Consider the following 17,870-nt stretch of genomic DNA (forward strand, 5'->3'; position numbering starts at 1 on the left):
GCCGGGCCGCTCCAGTCGACGTCGACGGGCTGCGGGCCGGAGATGCAGCGGGGGGAGCGAAATGGCCGTCCACGGTCCCGCGATGACGGACGTTGCTCGTCTCGCCGGTGTCTCCCATCAGACGGTGTCGCGGGTGCTCAACGGGCACCCCAATGTCCGTGAGCAGACCCGGCTCCGGGTGCGCGCGGCGATCGCCGAACTCGGCTACCGTCCGAACGGCGCGGCACGCGCGCTGGTGACCGGTCGATCGCAGGTCATCGGCGTGGTCGCACAGAACACGACGCTCTACGGTCCCGCGTCACTGCTGGCGGCGTTGGAGCAGACGGCCGCCGAAGAGGGCTTCGCGGTCAGTGTCGGCAGCGTCCGCAACCTGGACCACCGGTCCATCTCGGCGGCTGTCGAGCGGCACCTGTCGCACCGCGTCGCCGGCATCGTGGTCATCGCGCCGGTCGAGTCGGCCGGTGAGGCGCTGGAACGCCTGCCGAAGGATGTCCCGCTGGTCACGGTCGACGGTGACCCGAGCCGACCGGTGCCACTGGTGACTGTCGACCAGGTGGCGGGTGCCCGAGCGGCGACGCAACATCTGCTCGACGCGGGGCACCGCACCGTCTGGCACGTCTCGGGCCCGTCCGACTGGTTCGACAGCGTTGGTCGGATCGACGGCTGGCGGGAGGCTCTGCTGGCCGCCGGGCTGGTTCCGCCACCGCTGATGCCGGGGGACTGGTCCGCGGCCTCGGGTTACCGGTGTGGGCAGATGTTGGCGCGGATGCCGGAGGTCACCGCGGTCTTCACCGCCAACGACCATCTCGCGCTGGGCGTGCTGCGGGCGTTGCACGAGTTCGGCAAGCGGGTGCCGGACGACATCAGCGTCGTCGGCTTCGACGACGTGCCGGAGGCGGCGTACTTCATTCCACCGCTGACCACCGTTCGCCCGGACTTCGACGCGGTGGCGCGGGCGAGCCTGCAGATGCTGCTGAGCCAGATCGAGTCGGGCACCGGCGGGGCACTACGGCAGACCGTCGCCCCGACACTGGTCTCCCGCGAGAGCGTCGCGCCACCGCGTCGCTGACGCTCGTCCGTCGACGGACGCGGTTGGATTGCCGCAGAGCGCCCCTATCGATGCCCGGCAATGCGCCGAGGGCAAGGTATTGAACCTCATGAAATGTCGCCGTAACATGATGGGCGTCTCTGTTAACGCTAACAATATTGGCGTCCAGCAATAGGCCCAGCGACCCAAGATCGTAGTCAGGGGCGGGCGCCACCGACAAGGAGGCTCGATGAACCGCATAACCCGAGGTCGTCGCTGGGGGAGCGTACTGGCGGCCGGAGTGCTGCTCGCCGGCGCTCTGGTCGGCCTGCGCGCCCCCGCGGCGCAGGCACTGGACAACGGGGTGGCGCGTACTCCCCCCATGGGTTGGAATTCGTGGAACTCGTTCGGCTGCAACATCAACGAGGCGCTGATCCGGCAGACGGCGGATGCGATCGTCAGCAACGGTATGCGGGACCTCGGCTACAACTACGTCGTGGTCGACGACTGCTGGTTCAACCCCAACCGGGACAGCTCCGGCAACATCCAGGGCGACCCCGGCCGGTTCCCCAGCGGGATGAAGGCGCTCGGCGACTACCTGCACGCCCGGAACCTGAAGTTCGGCCTGTACCAGGTGCCGGTCGACAAGACCTGCGCGCAGTACTTCGGCGCCTACCCCGGCGCGACTGGCAGCCGGGGCCACGAGGTGCAGGACGCGCGCCAGTTCGCCGCCTGGGGCGTCGACTTCCTCAAGTACGACTGGTGCTCGCCGGAGGGCAGCATCAACGACCAGGTGACCACCTTCGCCAAGATGCGTGACGCGCTGGCCGCGACCGGCCGACCGATCGTCTACAGCATCAACCCGAACAGCATCCACGCCAAGACCGGCCCGCAGCGCAACTGGGGCGACGTGGCGAACATGTGGCGAACCACCGAGGACATCACCAACGCGTGGGACACCGGTCAGAGCAACGGCTACCCGATGGGCATCCAGAACATCATCAACGTGACCGTCCCGCTGGCGTCCTACGCGAGGCCGGGTGGGTTCAACGACCCGGACATGATGGAGGTCGGCCGGGGTGGCATGAACGACACGGAGATGCGCAGCCACTTCGCGATGTGGGCGATCATGGCGTCTCCGCTGATCGCCGGGAACGACGTGCGGAACATGAACTCCGCGACGCAGACCATCCTCAAGAACGCCAACCTGATCGCGATCAACCAGGACTCGCTCGGGTTGCAGGGGACGCAGGTGTCCTTCGACGGCACCCGTCGGGTGCTGGCCAAGCCCCTCGCCAACGGTGACGTCGCCGTCGCCCTGTTCAACCAGGGCGGCTCGACGACGACGATCTCGACCACGGCCGCGGCCGTCGGCAAGTCCGGCTCGTCGTTCACGCTGGTGGACGCGTGGACGGGTGGCACCAGCTCCAGCAGCGGGACGATCAGTGCCAGCGTCCCCGCGCACGGCACCGTGGTGTTCCGGGTCAGCGGTGGTGGGACGACCACTCCGCCGCCGACCACGTCGGGCGCGTTCGCGAGCGCCGCCTCCGGCCGCTGTCTGGACGTTCCGCAGAGCAACACCACCAACGGCACCCAGCCGGTGATCTGGGACTGCAACGGCGCCGCCAACCAGAACTGGACCCTCAACGGGCAGACCCTCCAGGCTCTCGGCAAGTGCCTGGACGCACCCCTCAACGCCACTGCCGGCACCAAGGTGCAGATCTGGGACTGCAACGGGGGAGCCAACCAGCGGTGGGCGATCAACGCCAACGGGACGATCAGCGGCGCCCAGTCCGGGCTCTGCCTGGACGTCAACAACAACGCCACGGCCAACGGCACCACAGTGCTTCTCTGGACCTGCACCGGGGCGGCGAACCAGCGGTGGACGCGGCGATAGCCGATCGGGTCGGCCGACCGACCAGGTCGGGGCAACCCACCTGATCCTCGGAAGTGCCGGTGCCCGCTGACGACAGTCGTCGTCGGCGGGCACCGCTCTGTGCGGGGTCGCGCCGATGACGGTGAGTCGTCGCGTCAACCACTTCCCGCTGACCGACCGCATGACTACGCTCGCCTGGATGCTCCGTTACGAGACCGTGACACCGGTATTTCGGCTCTGGTGTTGACGTGAACTTTGTGAGCGCTAACACTACCCGAAAGATGACAGTTGGCCCCGGCAGTCGCGGGGAGTCCAGAGAGGAGAAGCCCGTGGGCAGGAAATTCCTGGTTGCTCTGGGCAGCGCGGCACTGGCGCTGAGCCTGGCGGCGTGCAGTGGCGAGGGTGCGGGCAGTAACGGCAGCAGCGGGGGTGACAAGCCCAGCGACCTGACCATCGGCGTGTCCATGCCGACCCAGACCTCGGAGCGGTGGATCGCCGACGGCAACGCGGTGAAGTCGAAGCTTGAGGCCAAGGGCTACAAGGTCGACCTCCAGTACGCCGGTGACGACATCCCCACGCAGTCGCAGCAGGTCGACCAGATGATCACCCGCGGCGCGGACGTTCTGGTCATCGCGGCGATCGACGGCACCGCGCTCAGCAGCCAGTTGCAGGCCGCCGCGTCCGCGAAGATCCCGGTCATCTCCTACGACCGGCTGATCCGCGGCAGCAAGGACGTCGACTTCTACGTCAGCTTCGACAACTACAAGGTTGGCGTCGCCCAGGGCACCGCACTGCTCGTCGGCCTTGGCCTGCTGAACAAGGACGGCTCGAAGGGCACGGCCAAGGGGCCGCTGAACGTCGAGCTCTTCGCCGGGTCGCTGGATGACAACAACACCCAGTACTTCTTCGGCGGAGCGATGGACACGCTGAAGCCGTTCATCGACAACGGCACGCTGGTCGTCAAGTCCAAGCAGACCACCCCCGAGCAGGTCGCCATCCTGCGGTGGCAGCAGGAGACCGCGCAGAAGCGGATGGAGAACCTGCTCACCTCCAGCTACAACGACGGCTCGAAGGTCGACGGGGTGCTGTCGCCGTACGACGGCATCTCCCGCGGCATCATCACCGCCCTGCAGAACGCCGGCTACGGCAGCGGCGCGAAGAAGCTCCCGGTGGTGACCGGCCAGGACGCGGAGATTGCCTCGATCAAGCTGATCAACGACGGCGTGCAGAGCTCCACGGTCTTCAAGGACACCCGCCTGCTGGCCGACCAGGCCGTCAACGCCGCCGAGGCGTTCCTGCAGAAGAAGCAGCCGCAGGCCAACGACTCGGAGACGTACAACAACGGTGTCAAGGTCGTCCCGGCGTACCTGCTGCCGATCGCGACCGTCTACAAGGACGACATCAAGGCGACCCTGATCGACTCCGGCTACTGGACGGCGGAAGAGGTCGCCGCCGGTCAGGCCAAGAAGTAAGCCACCCGTCGGGCCCGGCGATCCTCGCCGGGCCCGACGCTGTGGTGTACCGCGTCCGACCTGACAGAGGACAGTGACCATGGACGACACCATCCTGGAGATGCGCCGCATCACCAAGACCTTCCCCGGCGTGACCGCGCTGGAGGACGTCACCCTCGCGGTGCGTCGCGGGGAGATCCACGCCATCTGCGGGGAGAACGGCGCCGGCAAGTCCACCCTGATGAAGGTGCTGTCCGGCGTCCACCCGTCCGGCTCGTACGACGGTGAGATCCTCTTCGACGGCAAACCGATGCAGTTCCGGGGCATTCGCGACAGCGAGGCCAACGGCATCGTCATCATCCACCAGGAGCTCGCCCTGGTGCCGTACCTGTCGATCGCGGAGAACATCTTCCTCGGCAACGAGCGGCGTGGCCGCAGCGGGCTCATCGACTGGAACTTCGCCAACGCCGAAGCGGCGAAGCTGCTGGCGTCCGTCGGGCTGCACGAGAACCCGGTCACCCCCGTCATCCAGCTCGGCGTCGGCAAGCAGCAACTGGTGGAGATCGCCAAGGCGCTGTCGAAGAAGGTGCGTCTGCTCATCCTCGACGAGCCGACGGCCGCACTCAACGACATCGACTCGGCGCACCTGCTCGACCTGTTGCGGGCCCTCAAGGAGCAGGGCATCACCTGCATCATGATCTCGCACAAGCTCAACGAGATCACCGCCATCGCCGACTCGACCACCGTCATCCGGGACGGGCGCGCCGTGGAGACCCTGGACATGAAGTCCGACGAGGTGACCCAGCAGCGCATCATCCGGGGGATGGTCGGGCGCGACCTGGACAGCTTCTACCCCGACCGAGAGTCGTCCCCCGGCGAGGAGGTCCTCCGGATCGAGGACTGGACGGTGCGACACCCGGTCCAGGACCGGAAGGTCGTCGAGGGCGTCGGCCTGTCCGTCCGCGCCGGCGAGGTCGTCGGCATCGCGGGCCTGATGGGCGCCGGGCGGACCGAGCTGGCGATGAGCGTGTTCGGCCGCTCGTACGGGCGTGACATCAGTGGCCGGCTGTTCGTGCGCGGGCGCGAGGTGCACGCGCGTACCGTCGCCGAGGCGATCGACAACGGCATCGCGTACGTCACCGAGGACCGCAAGCGGTACGGCCTCAACCTCATCGACGACGTGCGGCGCAACGTGTCCGCCGCCGCGTTGGACCGGTTGTCCCGGCTGGGCTGGGTGAACGGCAACGAGGAGATCAAGGTTGCCGAGGCGAGCCGCAAGGAGATGAACATCCGGACGCCGAGCGTCATGGCGGTGGTGGGCAAGCTCTCCGGCGGCAACCAGCAGAAGGTCGTGCTGTCGAAGTGGCTGTTCACCGACCCGGACGTGCTGATCCTCGACGAACCCACCCGAGGGATCGACGTCGGCGCCAAGTTCGAGATCTACACGATCATCAATCGGCTGGTGGCCGCCGGCAAGGCGGTGATCGTCATCTCCTCCGAGCTGCCGGAGCTGCTCGGGATGTGCGACCGCATCTACACCCTCGCCGCCGGCCGGATCACCGGTGAGATGCCGGTGGCCGAGGCGACTCAGGAGAGCCTCATGGAGCTGATGACCAAGGACAAGGAGCTCGTCGGATGACCAGCATCAAGACCCCTTCGACGGAGCGCCCGACGCCCCCGGACAGCACACCCGCCGCCGCCCTGCACAGCGGGACGAGCGACCTGCGGGCGCTGGTGTTGAACAACCTGCGGCAGAGCGGGATCTACGTCGCGCTGGTCGTCATCGTCGGGCTCTTCGCGATCCTGACCGACGGGGTGCTGCTGAGCCCGGGCAACATCACCAACATCGTTCTCCAGTACTCGTACATCCTGGTGCTGGCGATCGGGATGGTCATCCTGATCATCGGCGGGCACATCGACCTGTCGGTCGGATCGGTCGTCGCGCTGACCGGAGCGGTGTCCGCCGTCCTGGTGATCCAACAGGGCTACCCCTGGTGGGTGGGCGTCCTCGCCGCGCTCGCCGTCGGTGTCGCGGTCGGTGCCTGGCACGGCTTCTGGGTGGCGTACGCCGGCATCCCGGCCTTCATCGTGACCCTGGCCGGCATGCTGCTGTTCCGGGGCCTCACCCTGCGGGTGCTCGACAACATCTCGCTGTCGCCGTTCCCGTCGGAATACCAGCAGGTCGCGGCGGGCTTCCTCAACGGCCTGCTCGGCGGAAACGGTTTTGACGCCTTCACGCTGCTGATCGGCGCCGTCGCGGTGGCCGGTTACGCGGTGAGCGGCTTCCGCACCCGCGTGGCGCGGATCCGCTACCAGCAGCCCGTCGAGTCGTTCCCGCTGTTCGTCGCCCGGGTCGTCGTGGTCGGCGCGGTCATCATGTACTTCGCCTGGCAGCTGGCGCACGCCCGTGGCCTGCCGATCGTGCTGATCATCCTCGCGGTCCTCGTGCTGGTCTACGGCCTGCTCACCCGGCGTACCGTCTTCGGCCGCCAGGTCTACGCGATCGGCGGCAACCTGTCGGCGGCGGCGCTGTCCGGCGTGAAGGTCCGGACCGTCAACTTCTGGATGTTCGTCAACATGGGCTTCCTGGCGGCGGTGGCCGGCGTCATCTACTCGTCGCGGTCGAACGGCGCTCAGCCCGCCGCCGGCAACATGTTCGAGCTGGACGCGATCGCCGCGGCCTTCATCGGCGGTGCGGCGGTCACCGGTGGTGTCGGCACCGTCGTGGGCGCGATGGTCGGTGGTCTGATCATGGCGGTGATGAGCAACGGCATGCAGCTGATGGGTATCGACCAGTCGACCCAGTCGGTGGTGAAGGGTCTCGTCCTGCTCGTCGCCGTCGCCTTCGACGTCTACAACAAGCGCCGGGCCGGCACGGCCCGCTGACCTCGCAACAGCACGACCGTGGCCCCTGCCCGCCTCCGCGGGCAGGGGCCACGCGTCAATGGGTGGTCCGTATTCAACGTGCCCGCCTCCCGCTCCGCGCCGGCGCCCGGCACGCCGACAGAGGGGCTTCGCGCGCTGATGCCTGGGCCGCCCCCGCAGGGTCGACCCCAACTGTCGGTGGTCCTGTAGAGCTGCCCCAGATATGGACCGCATCCTGCGGAGGTTTCTGCGGTGCTCTGGCTGCTCTGGCTGCTCCGGCTGCTCGTGGTGCTCGTGGTGGTCGCGGTGGTCGCGGTGGTCGGTGCTCGTGGTGCTCTGGTGCTTGTGGTGCTTGTGGTGCTTGTGGTGCTCGCGGCGATCGGGTCGGCGCTGCCCCATATCCGGGGCAGCTCGACAGGAGCCGGACACACCCAGGGCCTGCCAGGGAGGCGACACCGAAGCGCCGCAGGGCCGAGCGCGAGACGATCCCGCTGCGCCGCGGACGACGCAGCGGGATCACGCGGTCAGTGGCAGTTGCCGGTGCCGCTGTCGTTGTAGGTCTGCCCGGCCACCGGCACGAACTGCCAGTCGTAGCTGCCGGAGTGCAGGGTGAACTTCAGGACACCCCACGCCGAGCTGTTGCGCGCCTCGCTGTTGGGCTGGATGGTGCCGAAGCCGTAGTGGCTCGCACCGCCCATCCCGGCGACGAAGCTGCGCATGCCCCGGCTGGCGTCCGCGCCGCCGGAGGGGTTCATCGGCGCGAACCGTTCGTACACGTGGTTGTGCCCCCACACCACGACGTCGGCGTTGTGGTCGTAGAGCGCCTGGTACAGCGGACGCGTCGACGTCGACGGCGCGTGGTTGGAGCTGGACGTGAACAGCGGGTGGTGCCAGTACGCGAGCGTGCACGGCTTGCTGCTGGCGGCCAGGTCCGCGCGCAGCCACTGCTCCTGGGTCGAGCCGGCCGACATGCTGATGTTCGAATTGAGCGACACGATGTGCCAGTTGCCGAGGTCGAATGAGTAGTAGCCGCGGCCGCTCGGGCCGGCGGACGTACCAAAGTAGTTGTAGTACCCGGTCGCTCCCGACGTGTTGTAGTCGTGGTTGCCCGGCGACGGGCGGGTGCGCGTCTTGTGTCGACCCCAGGTGGGCTCGTAGTAGCTGCTGAACTGCGACGCGGTGCCGCTGTCGTAGACGTTGTCGCCGGTGGTGAAGACCGTCCCCGGGATGTTGTCGAGCAGCGTCGCGGTGGCGCTGTCGCCGGAACCCGAGTCGGCGATGTCGCCGGCGCCGACGAACACCGGGTCCCCGGACGGGGGTGGCGTGGTCCCGGTGGTGACCACCAGCTGCGGGGCGTCGGCCCCGCTCTCGCGGGTGTCGTAGTAGGCGCCGTCGCCGCTGGAGGAGGTCGCACCGAAGCTGTATGTGCCGTTGCCGGTGACCGCCGCCGTGACGTCGACCTCGTACCAGGTGTTGCCACTGACCGCGCCGACCGTGCCGAGCGTGGCCCCGTCGATGGTCGGCTGATTGTTCCAGGTGGTGCCGGTCTCGGACCACGTCGTGTTGGACATGCGGCGGAACGTGCCACCGGCGTCGCTGCCGCTGTTGCCACTGATCGTGCGCAGTCGCAGCTTGGCGCCGGTCACCGTGCCGCTGACGCCGCTCACCGTGAAGCGCAGGAACGAGCGCCGCACCGGCGAGTTGTCGACCACGATCTGCGTTGACGTGCCGTAGCTGGTGGAGGCTGTGTCGCTCTGGACGTAGGTGTCGGCGACCGGCGTGAACGTCACGCTGCCCGCCGACGCCGCGACCGAGCCGGTGAGGACGACGGCGGCGCTGGCGACGACGAGCACCGCCGCCGTTGCCAGCGTCAGCGGTGGGCGGGCGAATCGAATGTCCATCCAGGACCCCTTCTCTGCGGGTGGAGAGCGCAAGGAATGTAGGAAGGCCGATGAACCGACGCACTGCCGCCAGATGAACAGTACGCTCAAACAGCGAAACTTCTCGATGTTTGTCACCTGTTCATCCGTCGCATGTCTGCGTGACGCCCACAGTCCCTTGCGGCCCCTCCGACCCGGTCGCCACGATGGCTGACCGTCAGTCGTCGACCCGAGGAGATGCTCGTGTACCTGTCGACCGTCTCCCGGCCGGCCGCCGAGGAACCCGGACCCGGACCACGGCGCCGGCGGTTCGCGTTGGTCAGCGGCAACGTCGTCGCACTCGGCACGGTCAGCCTGATCACCGACATCTCGGCCGAGATGGTGGCCGCCGTCCTGCCCCTCTATCTGGTGCTGGGCCTGCAACTCAGCCCGGTGGCCTTCGGCGTGCTCGACGGCGTCCACACCGGCGCCACCGCCCTGCTGCGGGTCGTCGGTGGCTTCGCCGCCGACCGGTTCCGGCGGCGCAAGCTGATCGCCGGCATCGGCTACACGCTCTCGGCGGTCGCGAAGCTCGGCCTGCTGCTCGCCGGCCGGTCGATACCGGCGATCGGCGCCGTCATCGCCGTCGACCGGCTCGGTAAGGGTGTACGGAGCGCGCCGCGCGACGCGCTGATCACGCTCTCCAGCCCACCCGAGGCGCTGGGTCGGGCGTTCGGCGTGCACCGGGCGATGGACAGCTTCGGGGCGTTCCTCGGGCCGCTCGCCGCGTTCGCGGTCCTGCTGGTCGTCGGGCAGTCCTACGACGCGGTCTTCGTCACCAGCTTCTGCATCGCCGCCCTGGCCGTGGTCGTGCTCGTGCTCTTCGTCCGCGAGCGTCCGGCCGGTGAGCCGACGGAGCAGCCGAGCGACCGGACCGAGCAGCCGAGTGACCCGACGGTCTCCGTGCGCGAGGCGTTCGGTCTGCTGCGCGGCGGGCCCGCCCGCCGACTGGTGCTGGCCGCGGCGATGCTCGGGTTGGCCACCATCGGCGACGGCTTCGTCTACCTGTTGCTGCAACGCCGGGAGGACCTCGGTCTGCGTTGGTTTCCACTGCTCGCGGTGGGCACCAGCCTGGCCTACCTGCTGCTCGCCGCCCCGCTCGGCGTACTCGCCGACCGGATCGGCCGCCTGCCCGTGGTGATCGGCGGCTACGCCGCCCTCGGCGCGACGTACCTGCTGCTGGCCGGTCCGGTCGACGGTTGGCCCCTGATCGCGCTGACGCTGGCCCTGTACGGCGCGTTCTACGCGGCCACCGACGGCGTGCTCATCGCGCTCGCCGGCCCGGTGCTGCCGGCGCGGCTGCGGACCACCGGTATCGCGCTCGTGCAGACCGGGCAGGCCCTGGCGTACCTCGTCTCCTCCGTCCTGTTCGGTCTCGCCTGGCAGTCGTGGGGACCGGAGAACGCGATCCGCGCGGCGGCCGTCGCCGTCGCCGGGGTCCTGGTCGGCACGCTCCTCCTGCTGGCCTCCCCGTCCCGCCTGATCACCCGGAAGGTGCCCCGATGACCGTGATGTCGACCCGAGCCAAGATCGGCGTGGTGGTCGCCTCGGCCGTGCTGCTGGGCAGTGTGGCGGCCGGCTATGTGGCCATGGCGGCGGAACCGGCCCCGCCGCCGCCTCCCGCCGCCGGCGACCAGGCGGTCACCCTGACACCCGGCCCGCGCCTGTTGGCGATCACCGACCGGTACGTGTCCACCGTCGCGACGGCCGACCCCGCCGGGTCGCGTACGGTCTCCGGCCTGGAATGCCTCCGGGTGTACGCCGCCGCCGGCACCGGTGTCTGCCTGAAGCCGGAGACCGCGTGGTCGTACCGGATGGTCGTGCTCGACGCGGCGCTGCGCGAGACGCGGACGATCAGCGTGCCGGGCCTGCCGAACCGGGCCCGGGTCTCGGCGTCCGGCCGGATGGTCTCCTGGACGACGTTCGTCGGTGGCGACTCCTACACCTCCAGTGGCTTCTCCACCCGCACCGGCATCCTCGACACCACCACCGGCGTCACTGTGGCCTCGCTCGAGGAGTTCGCGATCACCCGGGACGGCCGGAGCTACCGCCACCCGGACGTCAACTACTGGGGTGTCACCTTCACCGCCGACGACAACCGCTTCTACGCGACCATGTCCACCGGGGGCAGGAGGTATCTCGTGCGGGGTGACCTGGCGGCCCGTACGGTCGAGACGCTGAAGGAGAACGTCGAGTGCCCGTCGCTGTCACCGGACGGCACTCGGCTCGCGTTCAAGGAGGCGATCGACGCCGACCCGGCGAAGGGTTGGCGTCTCTCGGTCCTCGACCTGGCGACCATGCGGGTCACCGCGACGACCGAGACGACAAGCGTCGACGACCAGGCCGCGTGGCTCGACGACGCCACGCTGGCCTACACGTTGCGGCAGAGCGACGGCCGCCCGGACGTGTGGAGCGTCCCGGCCGACGGGTCAGGGGCACCGAAGCTGGTGATCCCCGGGGCCGAGTCGCCGTCCCCACTCACCTGACGGAACGTGCTGCACCGACGGCAACGACGGCAACGCGTTCAACCAGGTTCAGACGGCGTGGTCAGGCTCGCCGCTGGCGCTGGCCACCCCGTCGTCTCCGCCGAGGGACGACGGGGCGGCCACGGCGCGCAGCGTGATCGACTCATCGTTGTGGTCGACCTCGAACAACGTCCCGGCCGGGAAGGCCGCCGACGTCTCGGGCGGCAACTGGATCGTCCCGTCACCGGCCACCACGGCGAAGTCCCGGCCGTTACGCCCCTCGGCGCCGACCCGGCCGTCGCGGATGGTGACCGCTCGGCCGAGCTGGGCGCCCACCTCGCCGTCGTGGGTCACCACGACCACCGTGGTGCCCCGCTCCGCGTTGACGGTGGCCAGCGCCGCGAGCACCTCGTCGCGACCGGCCACGTCGAGCTGACTGGTCGGCTCGTCGACCAGGAGCAGGCCGGGCCCGGCGGCGAGCCCCTGCGCCAGAGCGGCCCGCTGGCGCTGCCCCGGGGTCAGGTCACCCACCCGCCGCGCGCCGGCACCGGCGAGACCGACCAGGTCCAGGATCGCCTCCGGTGGGTCGAGCCGGCGTCCGGCGAGGCGCGCCGCCGGTCGCTGTGCCAACCAGATGTTGCGCGACAGCGACAGGTACGGCAGCAGGTTGCGTTCGGCGCCCTGGAGCACGGTGCCGACCGTGGCTCCGCGCAGGGCGGCCAGACCCTTGGAGGAGAGTCGGGACAGCTCGTGGTCGCCCACGTAGACCCGCCCGGCGGAGGGTTGCATGAGCCCACCGAGGATGGCCACCAACGTGGACTTGCCGGAGCCGGACGGACCCACCAGCGCCAGCATCTCGCCGGCTGCGATGTTGAGGTCCACGCCGGAGAGCGCGACGACGTCACCGGTGGCGGTGGGGTAGATGTGGATCAGCCGGTGACAGGTGACCGCCACACCCCCGGACGGCTGTGCGGCGGTCACCGGCTCGTCCTGCCGCGCGGCGGTCATCGACCGCTCCGGCGGCGCACCGAGGCGGCGATGATCCGACCGAGCACGACCGCCGTGAGGGCGAACAGGATGACGGCCGGCACCGCGAACAACAGCAGCCGGCCGACGTCCGGCCAGTCGGGTAACGGGACCGGTGAGCGGCCGTCACTGAACAGACGCTGCCCGCGCCGGGTGAGGAGCCAGATCACCAGGGTGACGAGAGCACCCGACCCCACCGCGAACACGACCGGCCACCCGTAACCGCCACGCACGGCGCGTGGTGGCAACCCCTGCCGGCGGAGCGCCACCAGCATGGCCACCCGGGTGCGCTGCTCGGCGGAGGCCGTCGCCACCAGGCCGGCCGCCCCGATCAGCACCCCGGCCAGCGCGGCGAACACGTTGAAGCGCAGCGCCAACGCCGCTCCCTGCCGATCGAAGTCCTCTCGCACGCGGGTGATCGTCTTCTCACCTCGCACGACCAGACCCTGTGCGCGAAGCCGGTCGAGGACGTCTGCGGGAGCCGACTGCGCCAACCAGACCTCCTCGTTGCCGTTCTGGCTGGCGACGGCGAGTCGGTCCGCGTACTCCAGGTCGACGATGAGACCGGCGCCACCGAGTCGCGGCAGGCGGTCGGCCAGGCCTCGAACCGACCCGTTGGTCGGTGTCCCGTCGACACCGTCGTACGGATGAGACCCGCCGAGCCCCGTCCCCTTCGACCGGGTCAGGTAGACGGGCAGCGGGAACGGCGCATCGGCGACACCGACGCCGGCCGGCGCCGCCCGTCTGTTTTCGCTGATCTCGAGGACCAGCCCCGCCTTGGTCCCGCTCGCGGCGTTGAGAAACGTGTCATCCGGATCGAGCAGCCGCCACCGTCGCAGATCGGCGAGCTGCGCGCCGGTCAGCACGACAGTCTCGCCTCCGCCGTCGGCTTCGGCGGTGCGCAGCTCCTCGAACTGGACCCTGAGTGGCCGGGGCACCACGGGAGCGTCGATTTCGATCTTGACGAGCCGGCACTCCTGCGCGCACTCGGGCACCTGGAGGACGTAATCCTTCTGGCCGGGCTGGATGTCGTCGCGGGGAGGGAGGACCACCCGGGTGCCGTTCCGGCCGGAGATCGTGATCGCGAGGCGGACTCGATTCCCGGCGAAGACCTCGGCGTCGAAGTCGGCGGAGATCGCCACGGTAAGCTGTCGGCCTCGCAGCGGCACGGGTGCCCCCGGTGCGGCTGGGCGGATCTGTCGTGCGACGTCCGCCAGGGACACGCCGTAGGACGGATGCGGCGCGGCCACCGTCGCCAGCCGGTCGGAGTCCACGGCCAACAGCGGCGTGCCGGCCACGTCAGGCGAACCCGACACCACGGCGGCCATCGCGAATGTGCCCTCGGGATCGACCGCCCGCACGGCTGTCAACAGGTGTGAACGGGAGGTCGCGTCGACCTCGACGACGCGGGGCGCACCGACCTCGACCGCCGCCCGGTCGCGGTAGGCAGCCGAGGCGACCTCACTCGTCGCGACGGTGAAGGCGAGCATTGCGACGACAACGGTGAGCAGGGCGATCAGGGGTCGGAACCGCGGTTGCCGGGCCACCTGCACCAGGGCGAGGCCGACCGCCGTCCGGCCGCGCAGGAGCAGCTGCGCACCCACCGCGGCTCCGGCGATCATCGCGACCCGCGCCAGCAGCACACCTGCGGCGAGCGCTCCGGCGACCGGCGCCACCAGCGCGAGGCCGCTGGGCGAGCCGCCGGAGCGTAACTGCACCACGGCGGCCACAGCGATGGACACCGCGACGACGTCACCGATGGTCGCCCGCCATCCTCGTACCCGTGCCGGCACCCGGCGCAGCAGGTCGACGACCGGCGCGGACATCATCCGAGCCTGGGCCAGCAGCACCGCGGCGAGTGCGCCGACGGCGCCGATGGTGGCGAATCCGATCGTGGTCGCGTCCACCGCGACGTCGGCGTGGGCCGGGAGGGTGTGCGCGGCGAGCAGTTGGGCAGCGGCCAGACCGGCCAGGCAGCCGAGGGGAATCGCGACCAGCACGGGCACGGCGTGCTCGCCGATCGCCAGCGCCCACAGTCGTCGGCGCTGCACCCCACGGAGCAGGAGCAGGCCCTGCTCCGGTCGCCGCTGGTCGGCCGCCGACGCAACAGCGACGAAGAGGACCAGCCAGCAGAGCAGGACGAGCAGCCCCGCGCCCAGCGTCACGCCGTCGGCCAGTTGCCCGCGTTGCAGCGTGACGCGGTCCAACAGACTGGGCAGGGTGGTGCCGGCGCCGAAACCCTCACGCTCCCCGTCGCGCTGCACCACGGCGATCGCCGCCTGCAGGTCCTCTATCGATCGGTTGTCCAGCAACTGCTCGGTGGCGTAGAGATCGGCCGTCGACCGGAAAAGGATCACCTGCTCGTCGACGAGGGGCGAGGACTCGGCGCTGAAGATGGCGTCCTCGGCGCTGCCCGGAATCGACGTGCTGGTCGAGTCCGCCGGGGGTGGCCGGATGAACTCCTCGCCAAGCCAGAAGGGGTCCTTCACGTCCAGCGGCTGGTAGATGCCGGTCACCCGCACCGGCACCGCGCCGAACGTGAACTGATCCCCGACGGCGACACCGAGCCGCGCCGCGGTGTGCGTGCTGACCATGACCTCGGGGAGCTGACCCCTCGATGTGGCCCGGGGGCACGCGCCGGTCATGGTGACGCGTTCGCAGACCCCCGCCCGATAGGTCAGGTTCGAGGTCACCGTGCCGGCACGGCCGGTGGCGACACCGCCACTCTGGGCGCCCAGGACGACGTCGAAACCGGCCGGCGTCAACTGCCGGACCTTGCCGGCGAACACCGTCCTGGTGGGATCGCCGGGCATCCCCGGATATTCGACGGGATCGGCGAGTCGCATCCGAAGCTCGTTCGGCTGCGCGGTGGACAGTTCGTAGCGCCACAGGGCCTGCCCGGCCGCGGCGACGTAGGTCGGTGCGGCCGCTGCGGCGGCGCTGGCGAGCACCGCGAGCAGCAGCACGGCCATGGCCTGTGCACGGCGGGCCGCGATCGCGCCCCAGATGACGGTCAGCATCAACGCCAACGGTATTGACTCCGCCGCCGGCCCGCTGCCCCGTGCGGGTGGACTGAGACCTGCCGGTTATTCGGGGCCTCAGTCGCGCAGGATCTCCGCCCGACCCTCGACGAGGTGCAGCTCCGCTTCGCAGGCGGCGGCCACCTCCGGGTCGTGGGTGGCGAACACGACGGCGGCACCCCGGCGTGCCTCGTCGTGCAGCAGATCCAGAACCCGCTGCCGATTGCCAGCGTCCAGTTCGCTGGTCACCTCGTCGGCCAGCAGCACGCCGCCGCGCAGCGCCAGACCGCGAGCGATGGCCGTGCGCTGCTGCTGACCGCCGGACAGCTCCTCGACCAACTGGTCGGCCTGGCCGGCGAGACCCAGCCGATCCAACATCGCTGCGGTCTGCTGGCGGGCCTCCGGCGCTGCCACACCGCTGGCGACCAGTGCCACCTGGAGGTTTTCGGTCGCGGTCAGGATCGGGGCCAGACCGTTGTCCTGCGGGACGAGGACGATCCGCTGCGCAACCGCGTGATCACGGTCGCGGAGCGCCTGCCCGTCGACAGTCACTGTGCCGTCTCGTGGGCGCAGCAGCCCGGCCATCGCGTTGAGCAGGGTGGTCTTGCCGGCACCCGACGAACCGGTCAACGCCAGCACCCGACCCGGACGGACCGTCACCGACACGTCCCGGAGGACGGCCGGCGCGTCGCCGTAGCCGACCAATACCCGTTGAAGAGTCAACATCTGCGCTCGCCCCCTCCGGTATCGGCGTTCCGCACAGTGCCACGCCCGACCGGATCGCGCAATCCTCGTCCACGGGCCGTGCAGTGCGCCGAACCGGCCCGCACGGGCGCGAATCCAGGGATGTAGAAAACCTTCGATGGGTGCGTTGACTTCGACGATTTGCTACATAACAATCAGCGTCAATATCGACGGTTGTCTCTCGGTTGTCATCCGGAAGGAGGCACCCGTGGCGGAAACCGGCGGCCCGAAAACCCATCCGAGAGTGAGGCCACGATGAGACACGGTCGACGACTGGTCGGCGGCACAGCCGCGGCCCTGTTGATGGTCACGAGCCTGATCGGGGCGGCGCCCAGCGCCTCGGCCGCGGCTGTCACCCCCGCGCTCACCGCAGCGGTGACCGCCAAGCTGCTCGGCTCCTCCCAGCTGTCCACGGCCGACGCGCGACCGGAAACCCGGATCACCGTCAGCCGCACCAGCGGCCGCTGGGCGTTCGGCACCGCTGTCGCTCTCGCGCCCCGACAGGAGGACGCCCACCCGACCGGGTCGATCTTCCTCGCCCGCTCCGAGTCCGCCGGCTGGCGGATCGCCTTCGACGGCGAGGCCGCCTTCGGCGAACTGGCCGCCGAGTCGCCCCTCATGACGGGTCAGGAGAGGAGCGTGCTCACCACCACGCCGGCCCCGATGTACGCGGGCGGCGACTACCGGACCGGGATGGCACTGCCGTTCGGCGTCGGCCAGACGTGGACGCTCACCAGCGGCCCGCACGGCTGGGGCGGAAGCGAGTCGCCGTACAGCTCGGTCGACCTGGCCGGCGGCGACCAGGTGGTCCGCGCGGCCCGGGCCGGAACGGCGTACACGATGTGTCAGGGGTGGATCCGGGTCATCCACGACCGGGGCTACTCGACCGACTACTACCACCTGTGGAACAGCATCTCCGTCAACGGCGCAGGTGTCGGCCAGGGCGCGGTCCTCGGCAACACCGGCACCGACGTGACCTGCGGCGGCGCGGCCTACGGCCGGCACGTCCACTTCGGGCTCCGGCAGAACAGCGCGTACGTGCCGATCGCCGGCCACGACATCGGCAAGTGGGTGCTGGCCAACGGGGCCGCCGCCTACCAGGGCGGGGCGCGGCACGGGTCGGCCTGGGCCGGTGCCGGGGCGGGCCTCTACAACTACGGCGCGCTCGGCTTCAACCAGGGTGTGGTAGACGCGAACGGCGGCGGGGTGCTCACCCGACGTGCCGGGCCGGGAACCGGCTACGGCTCGCTCGGCTCGGTCGCCGACGGCGCCACCGTCACCATCTCCTGCTCCGCCAACGGCACCTCGCACACCGGGCGGTACGGCACCACGGCGCTCTGGAACCGGTTGAGCGACGGCAGTTGGGTTTCCGACGCCTACCTGTCGACCGGTGTGAACGGTCCGATCAACGGCTGGTGCTGACGAGTTCGACCACCGAGGTTGGCGGCTGACCGGCCGCCAACCTCAGTCACCGCAA

The 17,870-nt window shown here is 70.0% G+C and carries 12 protein-coding genes; 8 read left to right on the top strand and 4 right to left on the bottom strand.

Translation table 11 applies throughout. The features are described 5' to 3' along the window. Positions 1 to 82 precede the first annotated feature (82 nt). The 5 genes from AC3CF1_RS29055 to mmsB all read left to right on the top strand — a co-directional run bounded on the left by AC3CF1_RS29055 (position 83) and on the right by mmsB (position 7,240). Positions 83 to 1,069 carry a LacI family DNA-binding transcriptional regulator gene (locus tag AC3CF1_RS29055; protein ID WP_172861988.1) on the top strand — a complete coding sequence of 329 codons (987 nt, stop codon included), beginning with the start codon at positions 83 to 85 and terminating at the stop codon, positions 1,067 to 1,069. Positions 1,070 to 1,277: 208 nt separating this feature from the next. After that, positions 1,278 to 2,924 carry a glycoside hydrolase family 27 protein gene (locus tag AC3CF1_RS29060; RefSeq protein WP_354980408.1) on the top strand — a complete coding sequence of 549 codons (1,647 nt, stop codon included), beginning with the start codon at positions 1,278 to 1,280 and terminating at the stop codon, positions 2,922 to 2,924. Positions 2,925 to 3,232: 308 nt separating this feature from the next. Further along, entirely contained in the window at positions 3,233 to 4,375 is a 1,143-nt protein-coding gene (gene chvE / locus AC3CF1_RS29065) for a multiple monosaccharide ABC transporter substrate-binding protein (protein ID WP_099851819.1), read from the top strand. Between the two features lie 79 nt (positions 4,376 to 4,454). Further along, positions 4,455 to 5,993, top strand: a complete 1,539-nt coding sequence (mmsA, locus tag AC3CF1_RS29070; RefSeq protein WP_088947126.1) for a multiple monosaccharide ABC transporter ATP-binding protein — start codon at positions 4,455 to 4,457, stop codon at positions 5,991 to 5,993. Beyond that, a complete protein-coding gene (gene mmsB / locus AC3CF1_RS29075; protein WP_088947127.1) occupies positions 5,990 to 7,240 on the top strand; it encodes a multiple monosaccharide ABC transporter permease in 1,251 nt (416 codons plus the stop codon). Before mmsA ends, mmsB begins: the two co-directional genes overlap by 4 nt. Positions 7,241 to 7,743: 503 nt before the next feature. On the opposite strand, the gene AC3CF1_RS29080 is transcribed toward mmsB, so the two are convergent. After that, the gene (locus AC3CF1_RS29080) at positions 7,744 to 9,120 is read right to left on the bottom strand and encodes a CBM96 family carbohydrate-binding protein (protein WP_488451709.1); all 1,377 of its coding nucleotides are present in this window, start codon (positions 9,118 to 9,120) and stop codon (positions 7,744 to 7,746) included. 216 nt (positions 9,121 to 9,336) lie between these two features. Between AC3CF1_RS29080 and AC3CF1_RS29085 the strand changes: the two genes are divergently transcribed. Both AC3CF1_RS29085 and AC3CF1_RS29090 read left to right on the top strand, forming a co-directional pair. Then, entirely contained in the window at positions 9,337 to 10,644 is a 1,308-nt protein-coding gene (locus AC3CF1_RS29085; RefSeq protein ID WP_355162610.1) for an MFS transporter, read from the top strand. Beyond that, on the top strand, positions 10,641 to 11,624 hold the full coding sequence (locus AC3CF1_RS29090) for a TolB family protein (protein WP_488451710.1): 984 nt from the start codon (positions 10,641 to 10,643) through the stop codon (positions 11,622 to 11,624). The genes AC3CF1_RS29085 and AC3CF1_RS29090 overlap by 4 nt, the downstream gene beginning before the upstream one ends. A gap of 48 nt (positions 11,625 to 11,672) precedes the next feature. On the opposite strand, the gene AC3CF1_RS29095 is transcribed toward AC3CF1_RS29090, so the two are convergent. From AC3CF1_RS29095 to AC3CF1_RS29105, 3 genes are all read right to left on the bottom strand, one after another. Continuing rightward, positions 11,673 to 12,611, bottom strand: a complete 939-nt coding sequence (locus AC3CF1_RS29095) for an ABC transporter ATP-binding protein (protein ID WP_354980413.1) — start codon at positions 12,609 to 12,611, stop codon at positions 11,673 to 11,675. Then, complete coding sequence (locus AC3CF1_RS29100; protein ID WP_488451711.1) at positions 12,608 to 15,649, bottom strand: FtsX-like permease family protein; 3,042 nt, start codon at positions 15,647 to 15,649, stop codon at positions 12,608 to 12,610. The genes AC3CF1_RS29095 and AC3CF1_RS29100 overlap by 4 nt, the downstream gene beginning before the upstream one ends. 78 nt (positions 15,650 to 15,727) lie before the next feature. Continuing rightward, positions 15,728 to 16,375: an ABC transporter ATP-binding protein gene (locus AC3CF1_RS29105; RefSeq protein ID WP_210793595.1), complete on the bottom strand. Its 648-nt coding sequence runs from the start codon at positions 16,373 to 16,375 to the stop codon at positions 15,728 to 15,730. A 273-nt stretch (positions 16,376 to 16,648) separates the two neighbouring features. Between AC3CF1_RS29105 and AC3CF1_RS29110 the strand changes: the two genes are divergently transcribed. Next, on the top strand, positions 16,649 to 17,815 hold the full coding sequence (locus AC3CF1_RS29110; RefSeq protein ID WP_247667847.1) for a peptidoglycan DD-metalloendopeptidase family protein: 1,167 nt from the start codon (positions 16,649 to 16,651) through the stop codon (positions 17,813 to 17,815). Positions 17,816 to 17,870 lie beyond the last annotated feature (55 nt).

This window comes from Micromonospora sp. MGP-C2, from assembly GCF_057766525.1.